This is a genomic window from Candidatus Pelagibacter sp. RS39 (assembly GCF_002101315.1).
GTDB lineage: Bacteria > Pseudomonadota > Alphaproteobacteria > Pelagibacterales > Pelagibacteraceae > Pelagibacter.
In genome coordinates this window covers 139088-160331 of the sequence record NZ_CP020777.1, presented here as the reverse complement: position 1 = coordinate 160331, position 21244 = coordinate 139088, and the positions used below count along the sequence as shown (strand labels likewise).

Genomic DNA, 21244 nt, shown 5'->3' with positions numbered 1-21244 from the left:
ATGAACAAATTCAGTTACCTTAAAATAAATAAATTTAAAAAAATCAGGTACTCAAAATACAACCAAAAAAATGCAACTTACATTGTTTTTTTACACGGATTTATGTCTGATTTAGAGGGAAAAAAACCTAAAGCATTTCTAAATTTTGCAAAAAAAAATAAACTTGGTTTTCTTGCACTAGAATACTCTGGTCACGGCAAATCGTCTGGTAAATTTACTAATGGGAACATCACAAAATGGACCAGAGAAACAACTATATTAATTAAAAAAATTGTTAAAAAAAATAGAATAATATTAGTTGGTTCAAGTATGGGATCTTGGATTTCCTTAAATCAATTTAAATTTTTTAAAAAACAAATTATAGGGTTTTTAGGAATAGGTTCTGCGCCTCAATTTTTGGATGGGTTAATGTGGAATAAATTTTCAAAAAAAATGAAAAAAGAAATAACACAAAATAAAATAATCAATTTAAAACACGGCAATTATGAATACCCAATTTCTTTACAATTAATTAAAGATGGCCGAAAAAATAAAGTATTAAATAAAAAAATTTATGACAGATTAAAAGTTACCATGGTTCATGGGGAAAAGGATGAGTCTGTTCCTATCAGTTATTCAAAAAAAGTTTTAAAGATTTTCGTTAATTCTGAAAAAAAACTAGTTATCGTTAAAAATGGTGATCACAGCTTATCTTCTTCAAAATGGTTAAATATTTTAAAAAAAGAGTTAGAAATAATTATTAACTAACTTCTTTTATCTTAGACTTTAATGTAATAGGATTTTTAAGTTTATTGATCATCTCTTTTGGACAAACTTGAACAAAATTTTTAATTTCAACTTTAAAGTTTTCAAAAATATTTTTTGATATCAAAGAACCTGTTTCTGATGAATGTTCCAAAATTAATTTCTTTAAATAACTGATCCAATAATCTGTCTCAACATTTTGCCAGATAACTGAGTCTGGATTTACTTTTTTTTCAAATTCATTAAATTTATCGTAAATAAATGCCATACCACCAGTCATACCGGCTGCAAAATTATCTCCAACACCTCCCAAAATAACCACCGTTCCCCCAGTCATATATTCACAACCATTTGAGTCACATCCCTCAATAACTGTAGTTGCACCAGAATTTCTCACGGCAAATCTATCGCCTGCTTGACCTGCAGCAAAAAGTTTACCTGATGTAGCTCCATAAAGTACTGTGTTTCCAATGATTGTATTTTCATTAGAAACTAAATTACTTTCATCTGAAAGTTTTATTGAGATTGTAGCACCTGACAATCCTTTACCCACATAATCATTTGCATCACCTTTAAGATTTAATCTTAATCCTTTCGATGAAAAAGCTCCAAAAGACTGACCTGCAGAGCCTTTAAAATTTAGTGTTAAAAAATTTTCATCTAATTTTTCATAACCATACTTTTTGTAAAGATGGTGTGAAATTCTTGTACCGACTGCTCTGTTTGTATTTTTGATAATGAATTCTTTCTCAATCTTTTGCGAATTGTCTAAAGATTTTTCAATTTCAGGCCAAATTTCTTGATCTAATGTTTCAGGTACTTTATTTATCTCTAAAGACTCACAATATCTTTTATTATTTCCAGGGTCTGCCTGAACAAATAATGGGTTTAGGTCTAAATCATCTAAATTTGGTGATGCTTTATTAACTTGCATTAGCAAATCAGTTCTTCCAATAATATCGTTCAGTGATTTAAAGCCTAGTCCAGCTAAAATTTCTCTTACTTCGGAAGCGATAAAAGTGAATAAATTAACAACCTTGTCTGGGGTGCCAGTGAATTTTTCTCTTAATTTTTCATCTTGTGTACAAACACCTACCGGACAAGTATTTGAGTGACACTGTCTAACCATTATACATCCCATTGCCACCAGAGCCGTTGTAGCAACTCCATATTCTTCTGCTCCCATCATTGCAGCCATAACAACATCTCTTCCAGTTTTAATACCACCATCAGTTCTCAATGTAACTTTGTGTCTTAAATTATTTAGTGTTAAAACCTGATTTGCCTCAGTCAAACCCATCTCCCAGGGTATTCCAACATATTTGACACTTGTTTGAGGGGTTGCTCCCGTTCCTCCATTATGGCCTGAAATTAAAATAATATCTGCTTTTGCTTTAGCTACACCTGCAGCAATGGTTCCAATTCCAGATGATGCAACTAACTTAACACCAACTCGTGCTTTTGGATTTGTTTGCTTCAAATCATAAATCAGTTGTGCCAAATCTTCTATCGAGTAAATATCGTGATGTGGAGGTGGAGAAATTAATGTTACTCCTGGTGTGGAATGTCGAAGTCTCGCTATTTCCTCTGTTACTTTAAAGCCGGGTAATTGTCCTCCCTCCCCTGGTTTAGCACCTTGAGCCATTTTAATTTCTATTTCATTGCAATTATTTAAATAATTTACAGTCACGCCAAATCTAGCTGATGCAATTTGTTTAACTCTAGAATTCGCACTGTCACCACTATCCATCACCTTAAATCTTTCTGCATCTTCTCCTCCCTCACCACTGCAAGACGCTCCTTTAATTCTATTCATTCCAATAGCAAGTGTTTCGTGTGCTTCTTTAGATAAAGCACCATGAGACATACTTCCGCTACCAAATCTTTTTAATATTTTTTCTATTGGCTCTACTTCAGATATGTCTATTGAGGGACCTAGTTTCTTTTTTCTAAAATCAACTAAATCTCTCAAATTAATCGGTGGTAAATTATAAATTCCCTCAACATATTTTTTATATGCGTCATATGAATTTGAACCTACTGCACTCTGTAATAAATGAATTAGCCTCCCTTGATATTGGTGCGTTTCTCCATTTTTTCTATATCTATAAATACCTCCAATCGGCAATACGGTTTCTGTGCTTTCAAATGCTTCTTTGTGAATTTGTCTTATTTTTTTTTCAATTCCAACTAAACCAATACCTGAAATTTTTGATGTAACTCCAGTAAAATAATCATCTACAACTGTTCTGCTTAATCCAACAGTTTCAAAATTACATCCTCCTCTATAAGAACTCAAAACAGAAATTCCCATCTTAGACATAATTTTCAACAAACCTGCATTCACTGAATTTATATATCGTTGCACACACTCATCAAAACTAAATTGACCAAAAAGTTTTTTTTTATATCTTTGATATAAACTATCAAAAGCAAGATATGGGTTTACTGTTGTTGCACCAACTCCAATTAATGTTGCAAACGAATGTGTATCAATAGCTTCACCAGACTGGACATTGATAGAAACATATCCTCTTAATTTTTTTTGTATTAAAAATGTGTTTATAGCTCCAACACATAATAGCATTGGCATTGGTAATCTTTGAGAGGAGATATTTTTATCGCTCAAAATTAACTGGGTAACACCTTGTCTAACAGCAATTTCTGAGTCTTTTTGAATCCTGTTAATAGAGTTAGCTAAATTATCGTCTTTTGAAAAAGAACAATCAATAGTCACTGAATTTTTACCAAAAAAATTAGTGAACTTATTAAATTGTGAATTAGATAAAATAGGGCTGTTTAAAACATAAATATTCTCTTTTGTTAAAGTATCAAAATCAAGAATGTTACCTAAATTTCCAAATCTAGTTTTTAAGCTCATTACTTTATTTTCCCTCAAGGAATCAATTGGTGGATTTGTTACTTGACTAAAATTTTGTCTAAAAAAATGATAGAGAGGTCTGTACTTATCAGATAGCACCGCTAATGGAGTATCATCACCCATTGAGCCAGTTGCTTCTTTTGCATCTTCTGCCATTGGATGTAAAATAAGCTCGAGATCTTCTAAACTTATTCCGAAAGTATATTGTCTTCTCCTTAAACTTTCGCCATCAAAATTATGTTTTTCATTAGAGATTGATAATTTTTCATCTAAATCAATTATTTGAGAATTAAAATGTTTAAATTCTTTTGCTAAATAATCTTTGATTTGACTATTTGAAAAAACTTTACCCTTTTCAATTCTAACTCCAATTATTTCACCAGGACCTAACCTACCTTTGGTTAAAATTTTTTTCTCATTTAGTTCTATCATTCCAGTTTCAGAACCTGCAAAAAGCATTTTATCTTTTGTTATTGCGTATCTTAAAGGTCTAAGACCATTTCTATCATTTGCAGCTATAACCCACTCATTGTCTGTGGCTGCAATGGCAGCAGGTCCGTCCCATGGTTCCATTGTGCTATTCAAAAAATTAAATAATTGTTGATGACTTCTTGATAATGTCTTATTTTTTTTTGACCATGCATCAGGTACTAACATCAATTTAGCTAATGGTGCCGATTGACCTGATTTATTTAATAATTCAAACACATTATCTAAAGCTGCGGAATCAGAAACTCCCTTTTGGATAACTGGTTTTAAATTCTCAATATTATCAAAAAGTGGGCTGCTCATCTCCTGTTCATGAACTTTCATCCAGTTTTTATTTCCTTTGTAAGTATTTATTTCACCGTTGTGAGCTATGGCTCTAAATGGTTGAGCCAAACTCCAGCTTGGAGCAGTGTTTGTTGAAAATCTTTGATGAAAAATTGCATATCTTGAAATGAATCTTGTATCATTAAGATCTAAATAAAAATCAGATATTGCTTCTGCTAAATATAGCCCTTTATAAATTATAGATTTTGAACTAATTGAACAAATATAAAAATTATTCAATGAGGCATCAAAAGCTTTATTTTCAATTCTCTTTCTTGTTTCATAAATTTTTCTTTCTAAGTTTTTATCTAATAAATTTGGATCGTTAGATTTAAAAAGAACTTGTATAATTTCTGGCATAGTTTGAAGAGCTTTTTCTCCCAAAACTTTTGGATTAACTGGCACTTGTCGCCAACCATATATACTAAAATTATTCTTTGTTAGTTCACTCTCAACAATTGTTTTACAGCTCTCTTGCGCTGAGTAGTCATTTCTGGGTAAAAAAATCATTCCTACACAGATTTCAGAATTATCATAATCGTGTCCAGTAACTTGTATTTTTTCTATAAAAAAATCTTTTGGAATTTCGACATGTATTCCAGCTCCATCGCCCGTTTTTCCATCTGCATCAACAGCACCTCTATGCCAAACTGCTTTTAGAGCTTCAATTCCATACTCAACTATAGCCCTAGATTTTTTTCCCTCTGTAGATGCGATTAAGCCCACTCCACAAGCATCATGTTCCATCTCTTTTGAATAAACATGATTTTTTGTAAGTAACTCTAAATTTTTTTTATAATTTTCCATTAAGCCACTTTTGTTTTTTTTAGTTCCATACTTTCTAAATATTTTTTTATAGAAGAGGCTGCATCTCTCCCATCTTTGATTGCCCATACTACTAACGAAGCTCCTCTTACAATGTCTCCTGCAGCAAAAACACCTTTTAGATTTGTTTCCATCGAATTAAAATCAGTTTTGATTGTTCCCCATTTCGTTACTTGTAAATCTTGTGCATCAAACAATAATGGTAAATTTTCTGGATCAAATCCAAGAGCTTTGATTACCATATCAGCTTTAACCGTAAATTCTGAACCCTCTTTTATCTCTGGTTTTCGTCTTCCTGACTCGTCTGGTTCACCTAATTCAATTCGATTAACAACTAAATTTTCAATTTTGTTTTTTCCTTTAAATTCTTTTGGACTAGAAAGCCAAACAAATTCTACACCTTCCTCCTCTGCATTTGCAACTTCTCTAGCAGATCCGGGCATATTTTCTTTATCTCTTCTATATAAACATTTTACCGATTTTGCTTTTTGTCTTACCGAAGTTCTTACGCAATCCATAGCTGTGTCGCCACCACCTATCACAACAACATCTTTTCCTTCTGCATTCAAAATTCCTTTATCAAACAACTCCACTTTATCACCCAGGCCTTTTTTGTTTGATGCTGTCAAAAATTCCATTGCAGGAAAAATATTACCTAGATCATTACCAGGTAATTCAACTTCTCTTGGTTTATATACACCTGTAGCAATTAAAATTGCATCATGCTTTTTTCGTAACTGTTCTAAGGTTGCATCTTTACCAACTTCAAAATTCTGAATAAATTCTATTCCACCATCTTTTAATAATTTTATTCTTCGCTCAACTACATGTTTTTCAAGTTTGAAATTTGGAATACCATAAATTAATAATCCACCTGCACGATCATATCGATCATAAACAGTAATTTTATATCCGTTTTTTCTTAATTGCTCAGCAGCTGCTAAACCTGCGGGACCGGCACCAATTATTCCAATACTTTGTTCTTTCTCATGTTTTAAAGAAATTGGTTTAACCCAGCCCTGTTCCCACGCTGTATCATTAATATATTTCTCAACTGCACCAATAGTTACTGTTCCATGTCCAGATTGTTCAATAACGCAGTTACCCTCACACAGTCTATCCTGAGGACAAATTCTTCCACATACCTCTGGCATATTGTTGGTACTTTGAGATAGTTCGTAGGCCTCTTTTAATCTTCCCTCAGCTGTAAGTTTTAACCAATCTGGTATATTGTTGCTTAAAGGACAGTGTACTTGACAAAAAGGAACCCCGCATTGAGAACATCTACTCGATTGTTCTTCAGCTTTTTTGGTAACAAACTCGTCATAGATCTCATTAAAATCTTCTCTTCTAGTACCAATCTTCCTTTTAGGTGGAGTTTGTTGACCTATTTTCACAAATTTTAACATTTTATCAGTCATAGAATTTTTTAATTTTCGGCAAATTATACATTGTTTTTATTAATAAAAGTATTATTTAGGTCAATAACTATGACCTATAATTAACTTTATTTAGCTAGAAATATATGAAATTTATTTTTTGCATACCTATTATGATGAAATCGAATTGTTTGAAATGAATATTTTTTGAGTTACGACGTATATATGTTTCGAGATTTTATAGAAATCCTTATTCTTTCTGCAGTACAAGGAATTTCTGAATTTTTACCTATTAGCTCTTCAGCACATCTAATCTTGATATCAAATTTTTATGATTTTACCTCAAGCTCTTTATTTATCGATATTGGCCTGCATTCAGGTTCTTTGTTTGCAATAATCTATTACTTTAGAAAAGATTTACTTAATTTAGGAAACAATCAAAAACTATTATTTTTGATTTTAGTTGGCTCGATACCCCTTATAATTTTTGGGTATATAATATATTCGACTGAAATCATTAGTCTTTTAAGAAGCATAGAAATAATTGCATGGACGACTTTATTTTTTGGTTTGCTCCTTTTTTTATCAGACAAAAGAGATATCAATCAAAATATCTCAAATAACTTAAATATAAAAACAGTATTATTTATAGGACTATTTCAAATTTTAGCTCTTGTGCCAGGGGTAAGTAGAGCAGGAATAACTTTAACAGCTGCTCGATTTCTAAAATTTAACAGAGTCGACTCAAGTAAAATCGCTTTTTTACTATCTATACCTGCCTTAGCTGGTGCCAGTTTTTTAGGTCTGAAAGATGCCGTACAACAATCTGTTGAATTCAATTATTTACTATTAATTGCAATCACTTTTTCTTTTATTTTCTCATTTTTGACAGTCAAATATTTTATAAAATACGTCAGTAATTTTTCTTTAACTGTATTTGTAATTTATAGATTATTTGTCGCTTTAATTTTATTATTGGTAATTTACTTTCCTCATTAAGGGTAAAAGTTGAGAAATTAAAACACCACATAATATAAACAAACACCCTAATATATTATTAAAATCTAAAATTTGACTTAATAAAAACCATGCTGCAATAGTTGCAAAAACACCTTCTAATGAAAAAATTATGGCTGCTGGTGCAGGTGTTATATTTTTTTGAGCATAAATTTGTAAAACGAATGCAAAACCACCCGATAAAATTCCTGCATAGAGTATAGAGTCTATCTCGTTGAGAATATTTTTAATTACAAATTCTTCATAAATCAAACCAATGATAAAAGAAAATAAAGCCACTAATAAAGTTTGGATTGCACCTAGTGTTAAGGGTAAGTTATATGTTTTAACAATCATTCCAGTAAATATAATGTGAGTACTCCAGAATAATGCTCCAAGAATAACCAATGTGTCTCCAAGTCTAACTGTGGCATCATAAAAATTGGTTAAAAGATATCCACCAATTAAACATAAAATAACTGAAGGCCATACACTCCAATGTAATGAGTCTCTCTTAAATATAAAAATGATAATTGGTACCATCGGAACATAAAAAATCGTAAAGAAAGCAGCATTAGCTACATCTGTGTATAGCAGAGCTACTTGTTGCAATGCAGATCCTAAAAATAATGATAATCCTATTAAAAAAGATAGAATAACAAAATATCTAAAACCAGTTTTAAATTCTAATTTAAATTTTTTAGTCTCAAATAACAATGCTAAAGGAAGAATTGCCAAAAAACCCACAAAAAATCTTACTGCATTAAATGTAAACGGACCAATATCATCCATGCCAGTGTCTTGAGCAATAAATGTAGTTCCCCAAATAAATGTACACAGCAAAGCACTAAACAATGAAACGCTTTTAGACATAATTTTTATCAAACGGCTAACTTATAAGCAAAATTTTTACCAAGATTTTCTTTTAAATCATTATTAAATCGAGCTGCCTCCGCACCATCAATAATTCTATGATCATAAGATAGTGAAAGTGGCAACATAGTACGCGTTACAAATTTTCCATCCATGAATACTTGTTTTTTTTCTGCTCTCCCTACTCCTAAAATAGCAACCTCAGGATAATTTATAATTGGTGTAAAAAAAGATCCCCCAATTCCCCCTAAGCTAGTTATCGTCATAGAACCTCCGAATAACTCTTTTTTATCAATTTTAAGATCTCTACATTGCTGACTGATTTTTTTTAATTCTGTGCTTATTAAAGAAATATTTTTATTATCTGCATTTCTTAATTTAGGAACCATCAAACCATGTGGTGTATCCACTGCTATGCCAACATGATAATACTTTTTAACAGTCATTTTACCGTTTTCAATTTGATCAATTGAGGTATTAAAATTTGGAAATTTTTTTAATGATGTTGTTAATGCTTTTACAATGAAAGCTAATGGTGTAATTTTTTTTTTTTCACCAGTATATACGTCCGTAAGAGAAGTTCTAAATTCCTCTAATTCGGTTATATCAGCTTCATCATGATTGGTTACATGAGGAATTTTTGTCCAAGAGTTCATTAAATATTTAGACGACAACTTTTTCACTCTAGGAATGTCTTTAATGTCTACTTCTCCAAAATCTGAATGGGAATACTCTATTTCAATTTTTTGTTCAGTTGTATTTTGATCTTTGAAATTTTTATCAGATTTAGTTGCAACAAATAACTTTACATCGCTCTCGGTAACCCTACCTTGTCTTTCACTACCTGGGACTTGGTTGATATTAACTCCAAGTTCTCTTGCAAATTTTCTAACTTTTGGTGAAGCAGAAGCTTTTGTAGAAAAATCTTTAACTATTATATTTTCAGACTTATTGGTTTTTTTTACATCATTTTTTTTTATTTCTTTTGGTAATTGACTTTTTGGTAATTCTTGAGCACTTGTTTCTTTTATTTCTTTCTCACTTTCAATTTCAATAATTTTATCACCTTCCGATACCTTGTCTCCAATTTTAACATTCAAAGAAATTATGGTTCCATCATCGGAGGATGGTATTTCCACACTTGATTTATCACTTTCTATAGTTATCAGTGGATCATTCTTTTTTATTTTTTGACCTTTTTTAATTAAAACTTCGATGACTTCCACATCTTTGAACTCACCAATATTTGGAACTTTTATATCTTTCTTTGACATTATAATTTTGTCGGCATTGGTTTATCTTTATCAATTTGATACTTCTTTATTGCCTCTTGAGCATATTTAGATGCAATTAATTGTTCTTTAGCTAAAACACTTAGTCCATATGCAACGACATGTTCTTTATCAACCTCAAAGAACTTCCTCAAATTTTTTCTGGTATCACTTCGACCAAATCCATCTGTTCCTAACGAGTAAAAGCTCTTGTTAATATAAGGTCTAATTTGGTCTGAATTCATCCTCATATAATCTGATGCAGCCAAAATTGGACCTTCAGTTTTGCCTAAACAGCTTTCAACATATGATTTTTTTGGTTCTTTTTCAGGATTTAATAAATTATATCTTTCTACCTCTAAGCCATCTCTTCTTAATTCATTGAAACTAGTTACGCTCCAAACTTCACTATCAATTTGATATTCCTTTTGTAGAATCTCCGCACCAGCTATCATTTCTCTTAAAATTGTGCCTGATCCTAGAAATTGAATTTTGGTTTTTTTATATTTGTTAAATTCTTTAATTTTATACATTCCTTTTAAAATACCTTCTTCACATGATTTTTCAGTTGGCATGGCAGGATGAGGATAATTTTCGTTCATTGTTGTAATGTAATAAAAAATATTTTCTTTCTTCTCGTGCATTCTTTTCAATCCTTCTCTAAAAATTGTTGCTAGTTCATAATGAAATGTTGGATCATAAGACTTACAGTTTGGAATAGTTGATGCCATTAAATGACTATGTCCATCTTGGTGCTGTAAGCCCTCTCCCGCTAATGTTGTTCTCCCAGCAGTAGCACCAATTAAAAACCCTCTTGATTGACTGTCTGCTCCCGCCCAAGCAAAATCACCTATTCTTTGAAAACCAAACATTGAGTAAAAAAGATAGATAGGGATCATTTCAATATCATGATTTGTGTATGAAGTGCCTGCAGCAATCCATGAAGACATTGCACCTGCCTCGTTAATTCCTTCCTCCAAAACTTGTCCGCTTTTTTCTTCTCTATATGAACTTAATTGTGCTGAGTCCTCGGGTTCATATTTTTGTCCTTCGTGAGCATAGATACCAATTTTTTGAAAAAAACCCTCCATACCAAATGTTCTTGCCTCATCAGGAATGATTGGTACTAATCTCGAGGCAACATTTTTATCTCTCAGAAGATTAGTAAGCATTCTTACTAATGCCATCGTAGTCGACATTTCTTTATCTCCTGTAGACTCTTTCATATTATCAAAAATGTTTTTCGGAGGGGCTTTAATGGGTTTTGCATAAGTAGTTCTCTCTGGGATAAATCCTCCTAATTGAAGTCTTCTTTCTTTGATATATTTTATTTCAGGTGAGTTTTGGTCTGGCTTATAATACTCAATATTTTGCACCTGTTTATCAGTTAAAGGAACATCAAACCTGTCTCTGTAATACATTAAATCGTCTATATCTAATTTTTTAGTTTGGTGAGTTGTGTTTACACTTTCTCCACTTTTACCCATACCATAACCTTTAATAGTTTTGGCTATTACAACTGTAGGACTCCCAATGTTTTTTGAAGCTTTATCGTAGGCTGCAAAAACTTTGTGTGGATCGTGGCCACCTCTATTTAATCTCCAAATATCCTTGTCTGAGAGACTCGAAACTAATTCTTTTGTCTCTTGATATTTGCCAAAAAACTTTTCCCGCACATAAGCTCCATCTCTTGCTTTCATCGCTTGATATTCTCCATCGACAGTTTCATTCATAACTTTAATTAAATGGCCAGTTTTATCGTTAGCCAATAACGGATCCCAATAAGAACCCCAAATTACTTTGATAACATTCCATCCAGCTCCTCTAAAGATACCCTCTAATTCTTGTATGATTTTTCCATTACCCCTTACAGGCCCGTCCAATCTTTGAAGATTACAATTGATCACAAATATTAGGTTATCTAAATTTTCTCTAGCTGCTAAACCGATTGCTCCTAAAGACTCCGGTTCATCCATTTCCCCATCTCCTAAGAAAGCCCAAACTTTTCGTCCTTCATCTTTGATAAGACCCCTGTTAATCAAATATTTCATATATCTTGCTTGATAAATAGCCAACATTGGTCCTAAACCCATTGAGACTGTAGGGAATTGCCAAAAGTTTGGCATTAACCAAGGATGTGGGTAAGATGACAAACCACCTGAATTGACTTCTTGTCTAAAACTATCTAATTGTTTTTCATTAAGTCTTCCCTCAAGATATGCTCTTGCGTACATACCTGGAGCGCTATGTCCTTGAAAATAAATCAAATCTCCGCCAAATTTATTATTTTTCGCTCTCCAGAAATGATTCATACCTACATCATAAAGTGTGGCTGCAGATGCAAATGTTCCAATGTGTCCTCCAAGTTCAGGAAATTTTTTGTTTGCACGAACAACCATCGCTGCAGAATTCCATCTTATAAGAGACCTAATTCTTCTCTCAATATTTTGGTCACCGTTCGACTTCTTTTCCTCATTTGCTGGAATAGTATTTATATAAGGTGTATTTTGCGTGTAAGGAATATTTGCGCCCTCCATATAAGCTTTATTAATTAATTCCTTTATTAAATAATGGGCTCTTTGATTTCCATCTTTTTCAATTACTGCAGTAAGTGATTCTAACCATTCACTAGTTTCTAATGGATCGATATCGCTGTCATTAACTACTTGAATTATCTCTGGTTTTTTTCTCTCAATATTATTTGTATGGATGATTTGTTCTTGTTTTTTTTCTAATGATTTTTCTGCTTCTTTAATCAAATTTTCAGTGTCTTTTGGAATAGTTTTTGTTGTAGAATATTCTTCATTTGACCCTAAAATATTCAAAATTAAATCACCTTTTGAAACTTTATCACCTACTTTAACTTTTATTGTCTCGATAATGCCTGATAACGTTGAAGGTATTTCAACACTCGATTTATCACTTTCTATAGTAACTACTGGATCATTCTTGGCAATTTTTTGCCCTTCTTTGACAAGCAATTCAATGACCTCTACATTTTCAAAGTCACCTATATCAGGAACTAATAGTTTTTCGCTCATTTAATATTTAGATCTTATACACTATATAATTTTACTTAATTGCTAATTTTAACACATTCTGCTCAATTTTTTGACACTCTTCTAAGTATCCTTTAAAAAATGATTAAAAAGTTATTAAATACACTCTTGCAACCAAAAGAAAGCACTTACATTGATGCTAAAATTTGGATACAAAAAATTCTACTTGAAGAGAAATTTAAAAAAATTAATTCTTAAATTCTCTCAACACATATGGCTATGCCCATTCCACCACCTATGCATAGTGTAGCGCAACCTTTATCTTTTTTCTGTTTTATCATTTCATGAATGAGAGTGACTAATATTCTAGCACCTGATGCTCCTATAGGGTGACCTAAAGCTATAGCTCCTCCATTAACATTGACTTTATTTTCATCAATGTTTAACTCGCGTATTACTGCAATGCTTTGAGCGGCAAAAGCTTCATTAATTTCAAAAAGATCTACATCATTTAAATTCCATTTTGCTTTTTTAACTGCTTCACGTACAGCCTCAATTGGTCCAATACCCATCAAAGTTGGATCAACTCCAACTGAGGCCCATGAGATTATTTTTACTAAAGGTTGAATTGATTTTTTTTTTGCCTCTGCAAAGGTTGTTAATAATAAAGCGGCAGCACCATCATTAATTCCTGATGAGTTTCCAGGTGTCACGGTCCCATCTTTTAGAAATACTGCTTTTAACTTTTCTAAATCTGATTTATTAAGATCTTTTCTTGGGTGTTCATCTTTCTCAAGATTGATACCAGATTGATTTATTTTAATTAGTTCTTCCTTAAATCTATTAGTATTAATTGCAGTTTCTGTTTTTTTTTGAGAATTTAATGCAAAGTCATCTTGTTCAACTCGTGAAATATTAAATTTCTTTGCAACATTTTCAGCAGTTACACCCATATGATAATTATTAAATGCATCTATCAATCCGTCATTTATCATTGTATCTACCAAATGTTTCTCTAAAATTTTTTTATTATCTCGATAGAAAATTGAATGTGGGGCTAATGACATATTTTCTTGGCCACCAGAAATTATATTTTTTGCCTCTCCTAATTTAATTGATTGATAACCTGAGATCACGGCTCTAAGTCCAGAACCACAAACTTGGTTTACTAGGTGGGCTGGTTTAGAAATATTAATACCCGCATTTATTGCGGCCTGTCTTGCAGGATTTTGGCCTCCACCAGCCGTGAGTACTTGGCCCATAATCACCTCATCAATGTCATCTTTATCTATTTTACTTTTTCTTAAAATTTCTTTAATGACAATTGATCCTAACTTATCAGCACTTAATTCTTTAAGAGAGCCTTTATAAGCTCCAATTGGAGTTCTAATAGCCTCTATAATTACAACATCATTCATTGAATTATTCATAATAATTTAAATTTGTCTTAGCATTAAAATACACTAAAAAATGATATAGAATAATAAATAAAATTTAAAAATGCGCCTGTAGCTCAACTGGATAGAGCGCTTGGCTACGGACCAGGAGGTTCTGGGTTCGACTCCTAGCAGGCGCACCATTAATAAGATAAATTATGATGAAATGGCTGATTAAATCTTCTCTTCAAATGTCTGTTATTTATTTTTTCGTAATTATTCTTATAGTTTTAATTATTTTAACTTTTATACTTTAACGAATTATGTCTAATTCATTTGAACAAATAAGTTTAAAACATGGGTTCATGAAACATAATGGTGGTGTTATGTTTAGAAATGTCTCTGAAAGTGAATATGAATTCAAATCAGTCATAAATGAAAACCATTTGAATGCGGCAGGTATAACTCATGGAGGATACTTGGCAGCTTTAATTGATGCTGGAGCAGGAACCGCAGCACATCGTAGTGCTCAAAATGCACCTTGTGTAACAATTTCATTAGATCTTAAATATATCGGTGCTTCAAAAATTGGTGATGAAATTATTGGAAATGTAAAAATTCTAAAAAAAACAAAAACTTTAGTATTTTTATTTTGTGAATTGAAATGTAATGACAAAATTATTACTTCTGCATCTGGAGTTTGGAAAATTCTTAAAATTAAATCTTAAAACTTTGGTTTTAATAGTAATTTGGACAAAAAATCTAATTATGTTAGACTTCACTTTTTAGGAACCTGAAATGAGAACTTTTTTTAGAACGATTCGGTCATGTTTTAGTCTATTTTTGTTCTTTACGAGCAACTACATCTTGTAGGTTAAATATTAAACATACCAAAGATAGAAAATGAATAAAAATAAAATTACAGCAGTACTCGGCCCAACAAATACTGGCAAAACCCATTTAGCAATAGAAACGATGCTTTCTTTTGATACTGGAATGATTGGTTTTCCATTAAGACTTTTGGCTAGGGAAGTCTATGACAAAGTTATCAAAAAAACTAGATATGATGAAGTTGCTTTAATAACCGGTGAAGAAAAAATTATACCTTCAAATGCAAAATATTTTTTATGTACAGTAGAGTCAATGCCAATAGACAAAGATTTAGAATTTGTAGGTGTTGATGAAATTCAAATGTGCGCAGACCATGAACGAGGGCATATTTTTACAGACAGATTACTTAATATGAGAGGAAGTAAACTTACAATGTTTATGGGTTCAAACACAATTAAAGGAATAGTTTCAAAATTAAATGACGATGTAGAGTTCATTGATAGAAAAAGATTATCTAAACTTACTTACTCAGGTCACAAAAAAATTTCACGTATAAATAGAAAAACAGCAATTATAGCTTTCTCAACTGAAGAAGTTTACGCAATTGCAGAATTAATAAGAAGACAAAAAGGTGGGGCTGCAATTGTTATGGGATCTCTTAGTCCAAAAACAAGGAATGCACAAGTAGAATTATACCAATCAGGTGATGTAGATTTTTTAGTGGCGACTGATGCAATTGGAATGGGTATTAATATGGATTTAGACCAAGTGTATTTTTCAAACCTAAAAAAATTTGATGGAAAAAAATTAAGAAAACTTAATCTATCCGAGATAGGCCAAATTGCAGGAAGAGCAGGTAGATATCTCAATGATGGTAATTTTGGTATCACAGGTGATTGTAAAGAAATTACAGCTGAAGAAGTTGAGCTTTTAGAAAATCATAAATTTGAAAATATTAAAACATTATTTTGGAGAAATTCAGATTTAAATTTTAATAACCCCACTTCATTATTAAGATCACTTGAAGAAAGGCCAAACAAAGATTGGCTTAGGAAAATTCATGAGTGTGAAGATGAGAAAGTTTTAAAGTATTTTTTAAAGAAGTTAGACTTATATAATTTACCTAATGCAAAAGAAACACTGACATTATTATGGGAATGTTGCCAAATTCCTGACTTTGTAAAAAAAACTTATGGAAATCATATTGAAGTTGTCGAAAAGGTATTCAATTTTTTAAACAGTGATAAAGGGGAAATAACAGATAATTTTATGCATTTACAGCTCATGAAACTTAATAAATTGGATGGAAATGTAGATTCTTTAGCAAATAGAATTGCAAATGTTAGAACTTGGTCATATGTTTCAAATAAAAACAATTGGGTTGAAAATCAAAATTACTGGATTGAAAAAACTAAATTCTTAGAGGATAAACTTTCAGATAGACTTCATGAAGAACTCACAAAAACATTTATTGATAAAAGAGCAAGTGTGCTTGCTAGAGGCTTAAAACAAGATATGGAATTTGATACTAAAATTTTAGAAAATAATAATGTTATGATCGATGATCAATTTATAGGTAAAATTAATGGACTTAAATTAGAACTTGATCTTAAGAAAGGAGCCCTAGAGACTGATATTAAATCTCTAAAAAAAGCTGCACGAAAAACGATAGGGCCAGAACTAGAAAAGAGAATTCAAATTGTAATTGATACAGGTCTAGTTGAGTTAAAAAATGACTCTAAGATATATTGGAATAATGCAACAATTGGTAAATTAATTCCTGGTAAAGATTATTTGAGCCCTAACATAGAATTATTAGTAGATGATATGTTAGAGCAAAATCCAAAAAGTAAATTAATTAATTTTTTAGAAAAATGGGTAAAAAATAAAATTTCATCAGTTTTAAAAAGTCTCTATGATTTAAAAGATCTTAAAGATAAGAACTCATCGATAAAAGCCTTGGCTTATCAACTTTATGAAAATAATGGTGTTCTTAAAAGAGATGAGGTATCCGAATATCTAAATAAGTTAGATCAAAATGATAGAAAAATTTTAAGAGACCTCGGCGTAAAATTTGGTAGATACCATATCTTTTTATTTAAATTGATAAAACCAGAACCAGTTTCATTAAGAACCCTTTTGTGGAAAAATTATAATCAAAAATACTTTAATTTGCAGCCCCCAACTTTCGGTTTAAATTTTTTAAATGATAACAAAATTCATAATAAAAATTTTATGTTACTTTGTGGATTTGAAAAATTTAATAATTTCTATATTAGAATAGACATTTTAGAGAGGTTATTTGTGCAAATAATAAATTCTGATACAAAAGATATGAATGAAATAAAAATGATCCCAGAAATGTTAAATTTATTGGGATGTAAAAAAGATGACTTTAAGCAACTACTTAAAGCTATGAGTTATAAGGTTTTGGAAAAAGATAAAGAAGTTTTCTTTAAATATAATCCAAAAAAGAAGGCAAAACCTCAAAATAAAGAAAATATAAAAGAAAATCCTTTTGGTGTTCTGAAAAATTTAAATCTTAATTAAAAGTATGTTTTTTAAAAAAGATAAAAACAAAAATAATAATTTCTCAAAAGTAGCCGCACTTTTAATTCATGCAGCTAAAATTGACGAAAACTTTTCAAAAAGCGAGGAAAAAATTATAAAACAAGCTCTTTTACAAATAGGTGTAAACAGTGAAAATTTAGATGAAATATTTTTAGAAGGAAAAGAAATTGAAGAAAACTCAAATCAAATTCTAGAGTTTACGAAAGAAGTAAAAAACATGGAAGAAAATGATAAGATAAAAATAGTTGAGACACTTTGGAGAATAATATACTCGAATAATGAGGCAGATATTTATGAGACGAGTTTAATGAGAAGACTAGGTGGGCTATTATATATTGACAGTAAATTAATGGGCGATATTAAAGAAAGAATTAAAAGTAAAATATGACATGACTTACATTGTAAATGATAAATGTATTAAATGTAAATTAATGGATTGTGTTGAAGTTTGTCCTGTAGATTGTTTCTATGAAGGAAAAAATATGCTTGTAATTAAACCTGATGAGTGTATAGATTGTGGCGTTTGCGAGCCTGAGTGTCCTGTTGATGCAATAAAAGCTGATATAGAGCCTGGGAGTGAAAAGTGGTTAGAAATCAATAAACAGTATTCTGAGATCTGGCCCAACATAAGCGAGAAAAAAGATCCACCTTCGGATCATGAAAAATATAAAAATGAGCAAAATAAGTTTGAAAAATATTTTAAAGAAAACCTTTAAAAAAAAAACAAAGTCAAAAGTCAAAAAAAAAACAATTAAAAAAGTTAAAAAAACAAAAATTATTAAGTTAAAAAAAGAAAAGAAAATTCCAAAAAAAGTTGAAAAAAAGAGCAAACACAAAACTGAATCTCAAAATGAAAACCTGAGAATTCCTAAGAGTAGTGAAATTAAACCTGAAATCAAAAAAGTAAAAAAACAAAATACTGAAAAAAGAGAATATAAAATTAAAGATTATGTTGTATATCCTAAACACGGTGTTGGTCAAATTACAGAATTTAAGAAAATTAACATTGGCGGAATAGATGTTGAAACCTATATTATAAAGTTTGAAAAAGACAAAGCAAACGGTATGGTACCAGTCAATAAGCAATCCCATTTACGTCCACTTTCAACAATAAATCAAGTTAACAAAAGTATTTCGATTTTAAAAAGTAAACCAAAAATTAAAAGGTCTATGTGGAGTAGAAGAGCACAGGAATATGAGACAAAAATTTCCTCTGGCAAAATTTATGAATTGGCTGAGGTGGTTAGAGATCTAAATAAGGGTGATGATCTAATGATTGATCAATCATATAGTGAAAGACAACTTTTTGAAAAAGCCTATGATAGAATTCTTTCAGAATTCCAAATTGTTTTAAATGTTTCAAGAGAAGATACACAAAAAAAACTTGATAAAGCTCTTAAAAGAAACCTTAATAATGAAGTAAAAGAAGAAAATAAAAGTACTAAAACATCAAGTACAAGCACAAGTGATTTAACTGTCGAAGAGCCGATTTCAGAGGATGATGGGCAAATAGAGGAATAAAAAAAAACGCCTCTCACACAAAAAGTTATGAGAAGCGTTTTTTATAAAGAATACTAAGTTATTATCTTCTTCTTCTTTTTTTAGCTTTTTTCTTAGCTTTTTTCTTAGCCTTCTTTGCTTTTTTTCTTCTCTTAGGCATCTTTAGCTCCCTTTTTAGTTAAACGAATCAAATTGATTCGCGATTAACTTATTTTTATTTTTTTATACACGTTATGTCAATTCTTTAATTAAAGTAAAAAATTTTGAAAAAAAATTTTATAAAAATAATATTTTTATATTTTTTTTAAGTGTAAAAAAGTTAATGTTTATGCGCTTTATAATCAAATATTATTAATAAATTAATAAAGTTTTTCTAAATCACCTTTATATTTATCCAAAATTTTTTTTCTTTTTAGTTTTAATGTTGGTGTTAACATTCCATTGTCGATTGTAAATTCTTCTTCAATTAATTTAAATTTTTTAACTTTTTCCACTAAAGATAAAGTTTTATTTATATTTTCTAAAAAAATTTCAATTTCTTTTCTATTTTCACAACTTTCAGAAACAATTAAAGCAACTAAATAAGTTTTTTTGTCTCCGTAAACAAAACTTTGTTTAATTTTTTCATTTAAACATAATAAATTTTCAATTTTAGACGGTGAAATGTTATCTCCACCAAGGCTAACTATTATTTCTTTCTTCCTATCTGTAATTTTTAAGTTTCCATCCTTTGTGATTTCCCCAATATCACCAGTATGTAACCAGCCATTTCTTATTACAGCGTCTGTTTCTTTTTTCATATTCCAATAACCAAGCATGACATTTTCACCTTTTACTAAAATTTCACCATCTTCAGCTATATTTACCTGGTTTGTTTTAAAAGGAGGCCCAACTGTGTCGATTCTGATTTTTCCAGGAATATTACAACTCACAACAGGTGAGGCCTCGGTAAGACCGTAACCTTGAAGAGTGGGTAATCCTATAGCGTTTAAAAATTCTCCAATTTTTTGGTCTAAGGCACCCCCCCCCAGATACAAAGGCCTTTAGTTTTCCACCAAACTGATTCTTAATCTTTTTTCTAACTAGTTTTTCACAAAAAAAATTAATTAATTTTTCCCTCAATGTAAAACTCTTATTATTAAGTTCTTTAGTTCCTAGTGAGATAGTTGATGATATCAATTTTTTCTTAAAACCTTTTTGCTTTGAAAAATTCATTGAAATTTTACTGTACAGATTTTGATAAAATCTAGGAACAGCTGTCATAATCGTAGGTTTTGCAATAGACATATTGGATAGTAACTTCTCTAGGCTTTCAGCATAATAAATTTTTGCACCAAGTGAGATTTGGACAAATTGAACTGCATGTTCATATGAATGAGATAAGGGTAACCATGTCAAAAAGGTGGGTTCACTATCTTGAACTAATTGATTTAATATTTCTTGGGCTCCTTCACAATTTGATAAAATTCCCCCATGACTAAGCATCACTCCTTTAGGATTACCAGTCGTACCAGATGTATAAATAATGCAGGCAAGATCTTTTCTTTCAAGATTTTGATTAAAACTTATATGAGGATTTGATTTATTTTTTTTTGAATGTTCATTGAAAATATTTTCTATGTTCTCAACTCTTTCACTACTTATTATCTTTTCAATAGAAAGAACTTTTATCTCATCAGAGATAAATTTTTCAATTTTTTTTAATTGGATTTCATTCGAGACGACGCAAATTTTCGGTTTACAATCATTAATGATGTATTCATAGTCTTTCTCTGAATAAGTTGTAAATAATGGCACTGTGACACCACCTGCATTCATTATTGATATATCAGAGATAAGCCATTCAGGTCGATTTTCAGATAATAGTATGCACCGGTCTCCTTTATTTAACTTGGTTCTTAAGTACTCAGAAAAAATTTGAATTTTTAATGCAACTTGTTGCCAAGTTAAAAAATCTTTTTCATTTTCTTTTAACCATTTTAAAAATCGCTTATCACCAACTGAGTTTATTTCCTCATACTTTGTAAAAAAAAGTTCTACTAAATTGTTTATTCTACTTAATTGCATAAAATGGTGGGCGAAGAGAGAATCGAACTCTCACTTCTTGCGAAACACGATTTTGAGTCGTGCGCGTCTACCAGTTCCGCCATTCGCCCTGATTGTTTATTAATTTATTAAATAGTAT

General features: G+C 30.7%; 15 protein-coding genes and 2 tRNA genes. 8 read left to right on the top strand and 9 right to left on the bottom strand.

Going from position 1 to position 21244, the window contains the following annotated elements; translation table 11 throughout:
- Complete coding sequence (locus B5L73_RS00880; protein ID WP_157101063.1) at positions 1–747, top strand: alpha/beta hydrolase; 747 nt, start codon at positions 1–3, stop codon at positions 745–747.
- Here B5L73_RS00880 and gltB read toward each other — a convergent pair.
- Together gltB and B5L73_RS00870 are read right to left on the bottom strand one after the other, a co-directional pair.
- Entirely contained in the window at positions 740–5245 is a 4506-nt protein-coding gene (gene gltB, locus B5L73_RS00875) for a glutamate synthase large subunit (protein WP_085149559.1), read from the bottom strand. The genes B5L73_RS00880 and gltB overlap by 8 nt on opposite strands.
- Positions 5245–6684, bottom strand: coding sequence for an NAD(P)-dependent oxidoreductase (locus B5L73_RS00870; RefSeq protein WP_085146875.1), 1440 nt, complete (start codon positions 6682–6684; stop codon positions 5245–5247). The genes gltB and B5L73_RS00870 overlap by 1 nt, the downstream gene beginning before the upstream one ends.
- Positions 6685–6867: 183 nt before the next feature.
- Between B5L73_RS00870 and B5L73_RS00865 the strand changes: the two genes are divergently transcribed.
- Complete coding sequence (locus tag B5L73_RS00865) at positions 6868–7641, top strand: undecaprenyl-diphosphate phosphatase (RefSeq protein ID WP_085146873.1); 774 nt, start codon at positions 6868–6870, stop codon at positions 7639–7641.
- Here the strand turns inward: B5L73_RS00865 and B5L73_RS00860 are convergent.
- The 4 genes from B5L73_RS00860 to B5L73_RS00845 all read right to left on the bottom strand — a co-directional run bounded on the left by B5L73_RS00860 (position 7615) and on the right by B5L73_RS00845 (position 14211).
- Positions 7615–8511: a DMT family transporter gene (locus tag B5L73_RS00860; RefSeq protein ID WP_085146871.1), complete on the bottom strand. Its 897-nt coding sequence runs from the start codon at positions 8509–8511 to the stop codon at positions 7615–7617. The two genes, B5L73_RS00865 and B5L73_RS00860, sit on opposite strands and share 27 nt — an antisense overlap.
- 8 nt (positions 8512–8519) lie before the next feature.
- Positions 8520–9785 carry a 2-oxo acid dehydrogenase subunit E2 gene (locus B5L73_RS00855; protein WP_085146869.1) on the bottom strand — a complete coding sequence of 422 codons (1266 nt, stop codon included), beginning with the start codon at positions 9783–9785 and terminating at the stop codon, positions 8520–8522.
- A complete protein-coding gene (gene aceE, locus B5L73_RS00850) occupies positions 9785–12823 on the bottom strand; it encodes a pyruvate dehydrogenase (acetyl-transferring), homodimeric type (protein WP_085146868.1) in 3039 nt (1012 codons plus the stop codon). Before aceE ends, B5L73_RS00855 begins: the two co-directional genes overlap by 1 nt.
- A gap of 212 nt (positions 12824–13035) precedes the next feature.
- Positions 13036–14211, bottom strand: a complete 1176-nt coding sequence (locus B5L73_RS00845; RefSeq protein ID WP_085146866.1) for an acetyl-CoA C-acetyltransferase — start codon at positions 14209–14211, stop codon at positions 13036–13038.
- Between the two features lie 72 nt (positions 14212–14283).
- Here B5L73_RS00845 and B5L73_RS00840 point away from each other — a divergent pair.
- From B5L73_RS00840 to B5L73_RS00815, 6 genes are all read left to right on the top strand, one after another.
- Positions 14284–14360 (top strand) — tRNA-Arg (locus B5L73_RS00840).
- Between the two features lie 120 nt (positions 14361–14480).
- Positions 14481–14885 (top strand): PaaI family thioesterase, encoded by a 405-nt coding sequence (locus B5L73_RS00835; RefSeq protein WP_085146864.1) that lies wholly within the window; start codon positions 14481–14483, stop codon positions 14883–14885.
- 175 nt (positions 14886–15060) lie between these two features.
- Positions 15061–17538, top strand: coding sequence for a helicase-related protein (locus tag B5L73_RS00830; protein WP_085146862.1), 2478 nt, complete (start codon positions 15061–15063; stop codon positions 17536–17538).
- Positions 17539–17542: 4 nt separating this feature from the next.
- A complete protein-coding gene (locus B5L73_RS00825; RefSeq protein ID WP_157101062.1) occupies positions 17543–17947 on the top strand; it encodes a tellurite resistance TerB family protein in 405 nt (134 codons plus the stop codon).
- A gap of 1 nt (position 17948) precedes the next feature.
- On the top strand, positions 17949–18275 hold the full coding sequence (gene fdxA, locus B5L73_RS00820; protein ID WP_085146858.1) for a ferredoxin FdxA: 327 nt from the start codon (positions 17949–17951) through the stop codon (positions 18273–18275).
- Entirely contained in the window at positions 18232–19080 is an 849-nt protein-coding gene (locus B5L73_RS00815) for a CarD family transcriptional regulator (protein ID WP_445082224.1), read from the top strand. Before fdxA ends, B5L73_RS00815 begins: the two co-directional genes overlap by 44 nt.
- Before the next feature lie 338 nt (positions 19081–19418).
- On the opposite strand, the gene B5L73_RS06505 is transcribed toward B5L73_RS00815, so the two are convergent.
- From B5L73_RS06505 to B5L73_RS00805, 3 genes are all read right to left on the bottom strand, one after another.
- On the bottom strand, positions 19419–20096 hold the full coding sequence (locus B5L73_RS06505; RefSeq protein WP_250638077.1) for an AMP-binding protein: 678 nt from the start codon (positions 20094–20096) through the stop codon (positions 19419–19421).
- On the bottom strand, positions 19981–21126 hold the full coding sequence (locus tag B5L73_RS00810) for an AMP-binding protein (protein ID WP_250638076.1): 1146 nt from the start codon (positions 21124–21126) through the stop codon (positions 19981–19983). The genes B5L73_RS06505 and B5L73_RS00810 overlap by 116 nt, the downstream gene beginning before the upstream one ends.
- A gap of 4 nt (positions 21127–21130) precedes the next feature.
- Positions 21131–21215: transfer RNA gene (locus tag B5L73_RS00805), tRNA-Leu, on the bottom strand.
- Between the last annotated feature and the right edge of the window lie 29 nt (positions 21216–21244).

Excerpts from the sequence above, each read along its gene's own strand:
- B5L73_RS00830 (WP_085146862.1), top strand. The coding sequence starts at position 15,061 with ATGAATAAAAATAAAATTACAGCAGTACTCGGCCCAACAAATACTGGC.
- B5L73_RS00865 (WP_085146873.1), top strand. The coding sequence starts at position 6,868 with ATGTTTCGAGATTTTATAGAAATCCTTATTCTTTCTGCAGTACAAGGA.
- aceE (WP_085146868.1), bottom strand. The coding sequence starts at position 12,823 with ATGAGCGAAAAACTATTAGTTCCTGATATAGGTGACTTTGAAAATGTA.
- fdxA (WP_085146858.1), top strand. The coding sequence starts at position 17,949 with ATGACTTACATTGTAAATGATAAATGTATTAAATGTAAATTAATGGAT.
- B5L73_RS00810 (WP_250638076.1), bottom strand. The coding sequence starts at position 21,126 with ATGCAATTAAGTAGAATAAACAATTTAGTAGAACTTTTTTTTACAAAG.
- B5L73_RS00845 (WP_085146866.1), bottom strand. The coding sequence starts at position 14,211 with ATGAATAATTCAATGAATGATGTTGTAATTATAGAGGCTATTAGAACT.
- B5L73_RS00860 (WP_085146871.1), bottom strand. The coding sequence starts at position 8,511 with ATGTCTAAAAGCGTTTCATTGTTTAGTGCTTTGCTGTGTACATTTATT.
- B5L73_RS00880 (WP_157101063.1), top strand. The coding sequence starts at position 1 with ATGAACAAATTCAGTTACCTTAAAATAAATAAATTTAAAAAAATCAGG.
- B5L73_RS00825 (WP_157101062.1), top strand. The coding sequence starts at position 17,543 with ATGTTTTTTAAAAAAGATAAAAACAAAAATAATAATTTCTCAAAAGTA.
- B5L73_RS00815 (WP_445082224.1), top strand. The coding sequence starts at position 18,232 with ATGAGCAAAATAAGTTTGAAAAATATTTTAAAGAAAACCTTTAAAAAA.
- B5L73_RS00835 (WP_085146864.1), top strand. The coding sequence starts at position 14,481 with ATGTCTAATTCATTTGAACAAATAAGTTTAAAACATGGGTTCATGAAA.
- B5L73_RS00870 (WP_085146875.1), bottom strand. The coding sequence starts at position 6,684 with ATGACTGATAAAATGTTAAAATTTGTGAAAATAGGTCAACAAACTCCA.
- B5L73_RS00855 (WP_085146869.1), bottom strand. The coding sequence starts at position 9,785 with ATGTCAAAGAAAGATATAAAAGTTCCAAATATTGGTGAGTTCAAAGAT.
- gltB (WP_085149559.1), bottom strand. The coding sequence starts at position 5,245 with ATGGAAAATTATAAAAAAAATTTAGAGTTACTTACAAAAAATCATGTT.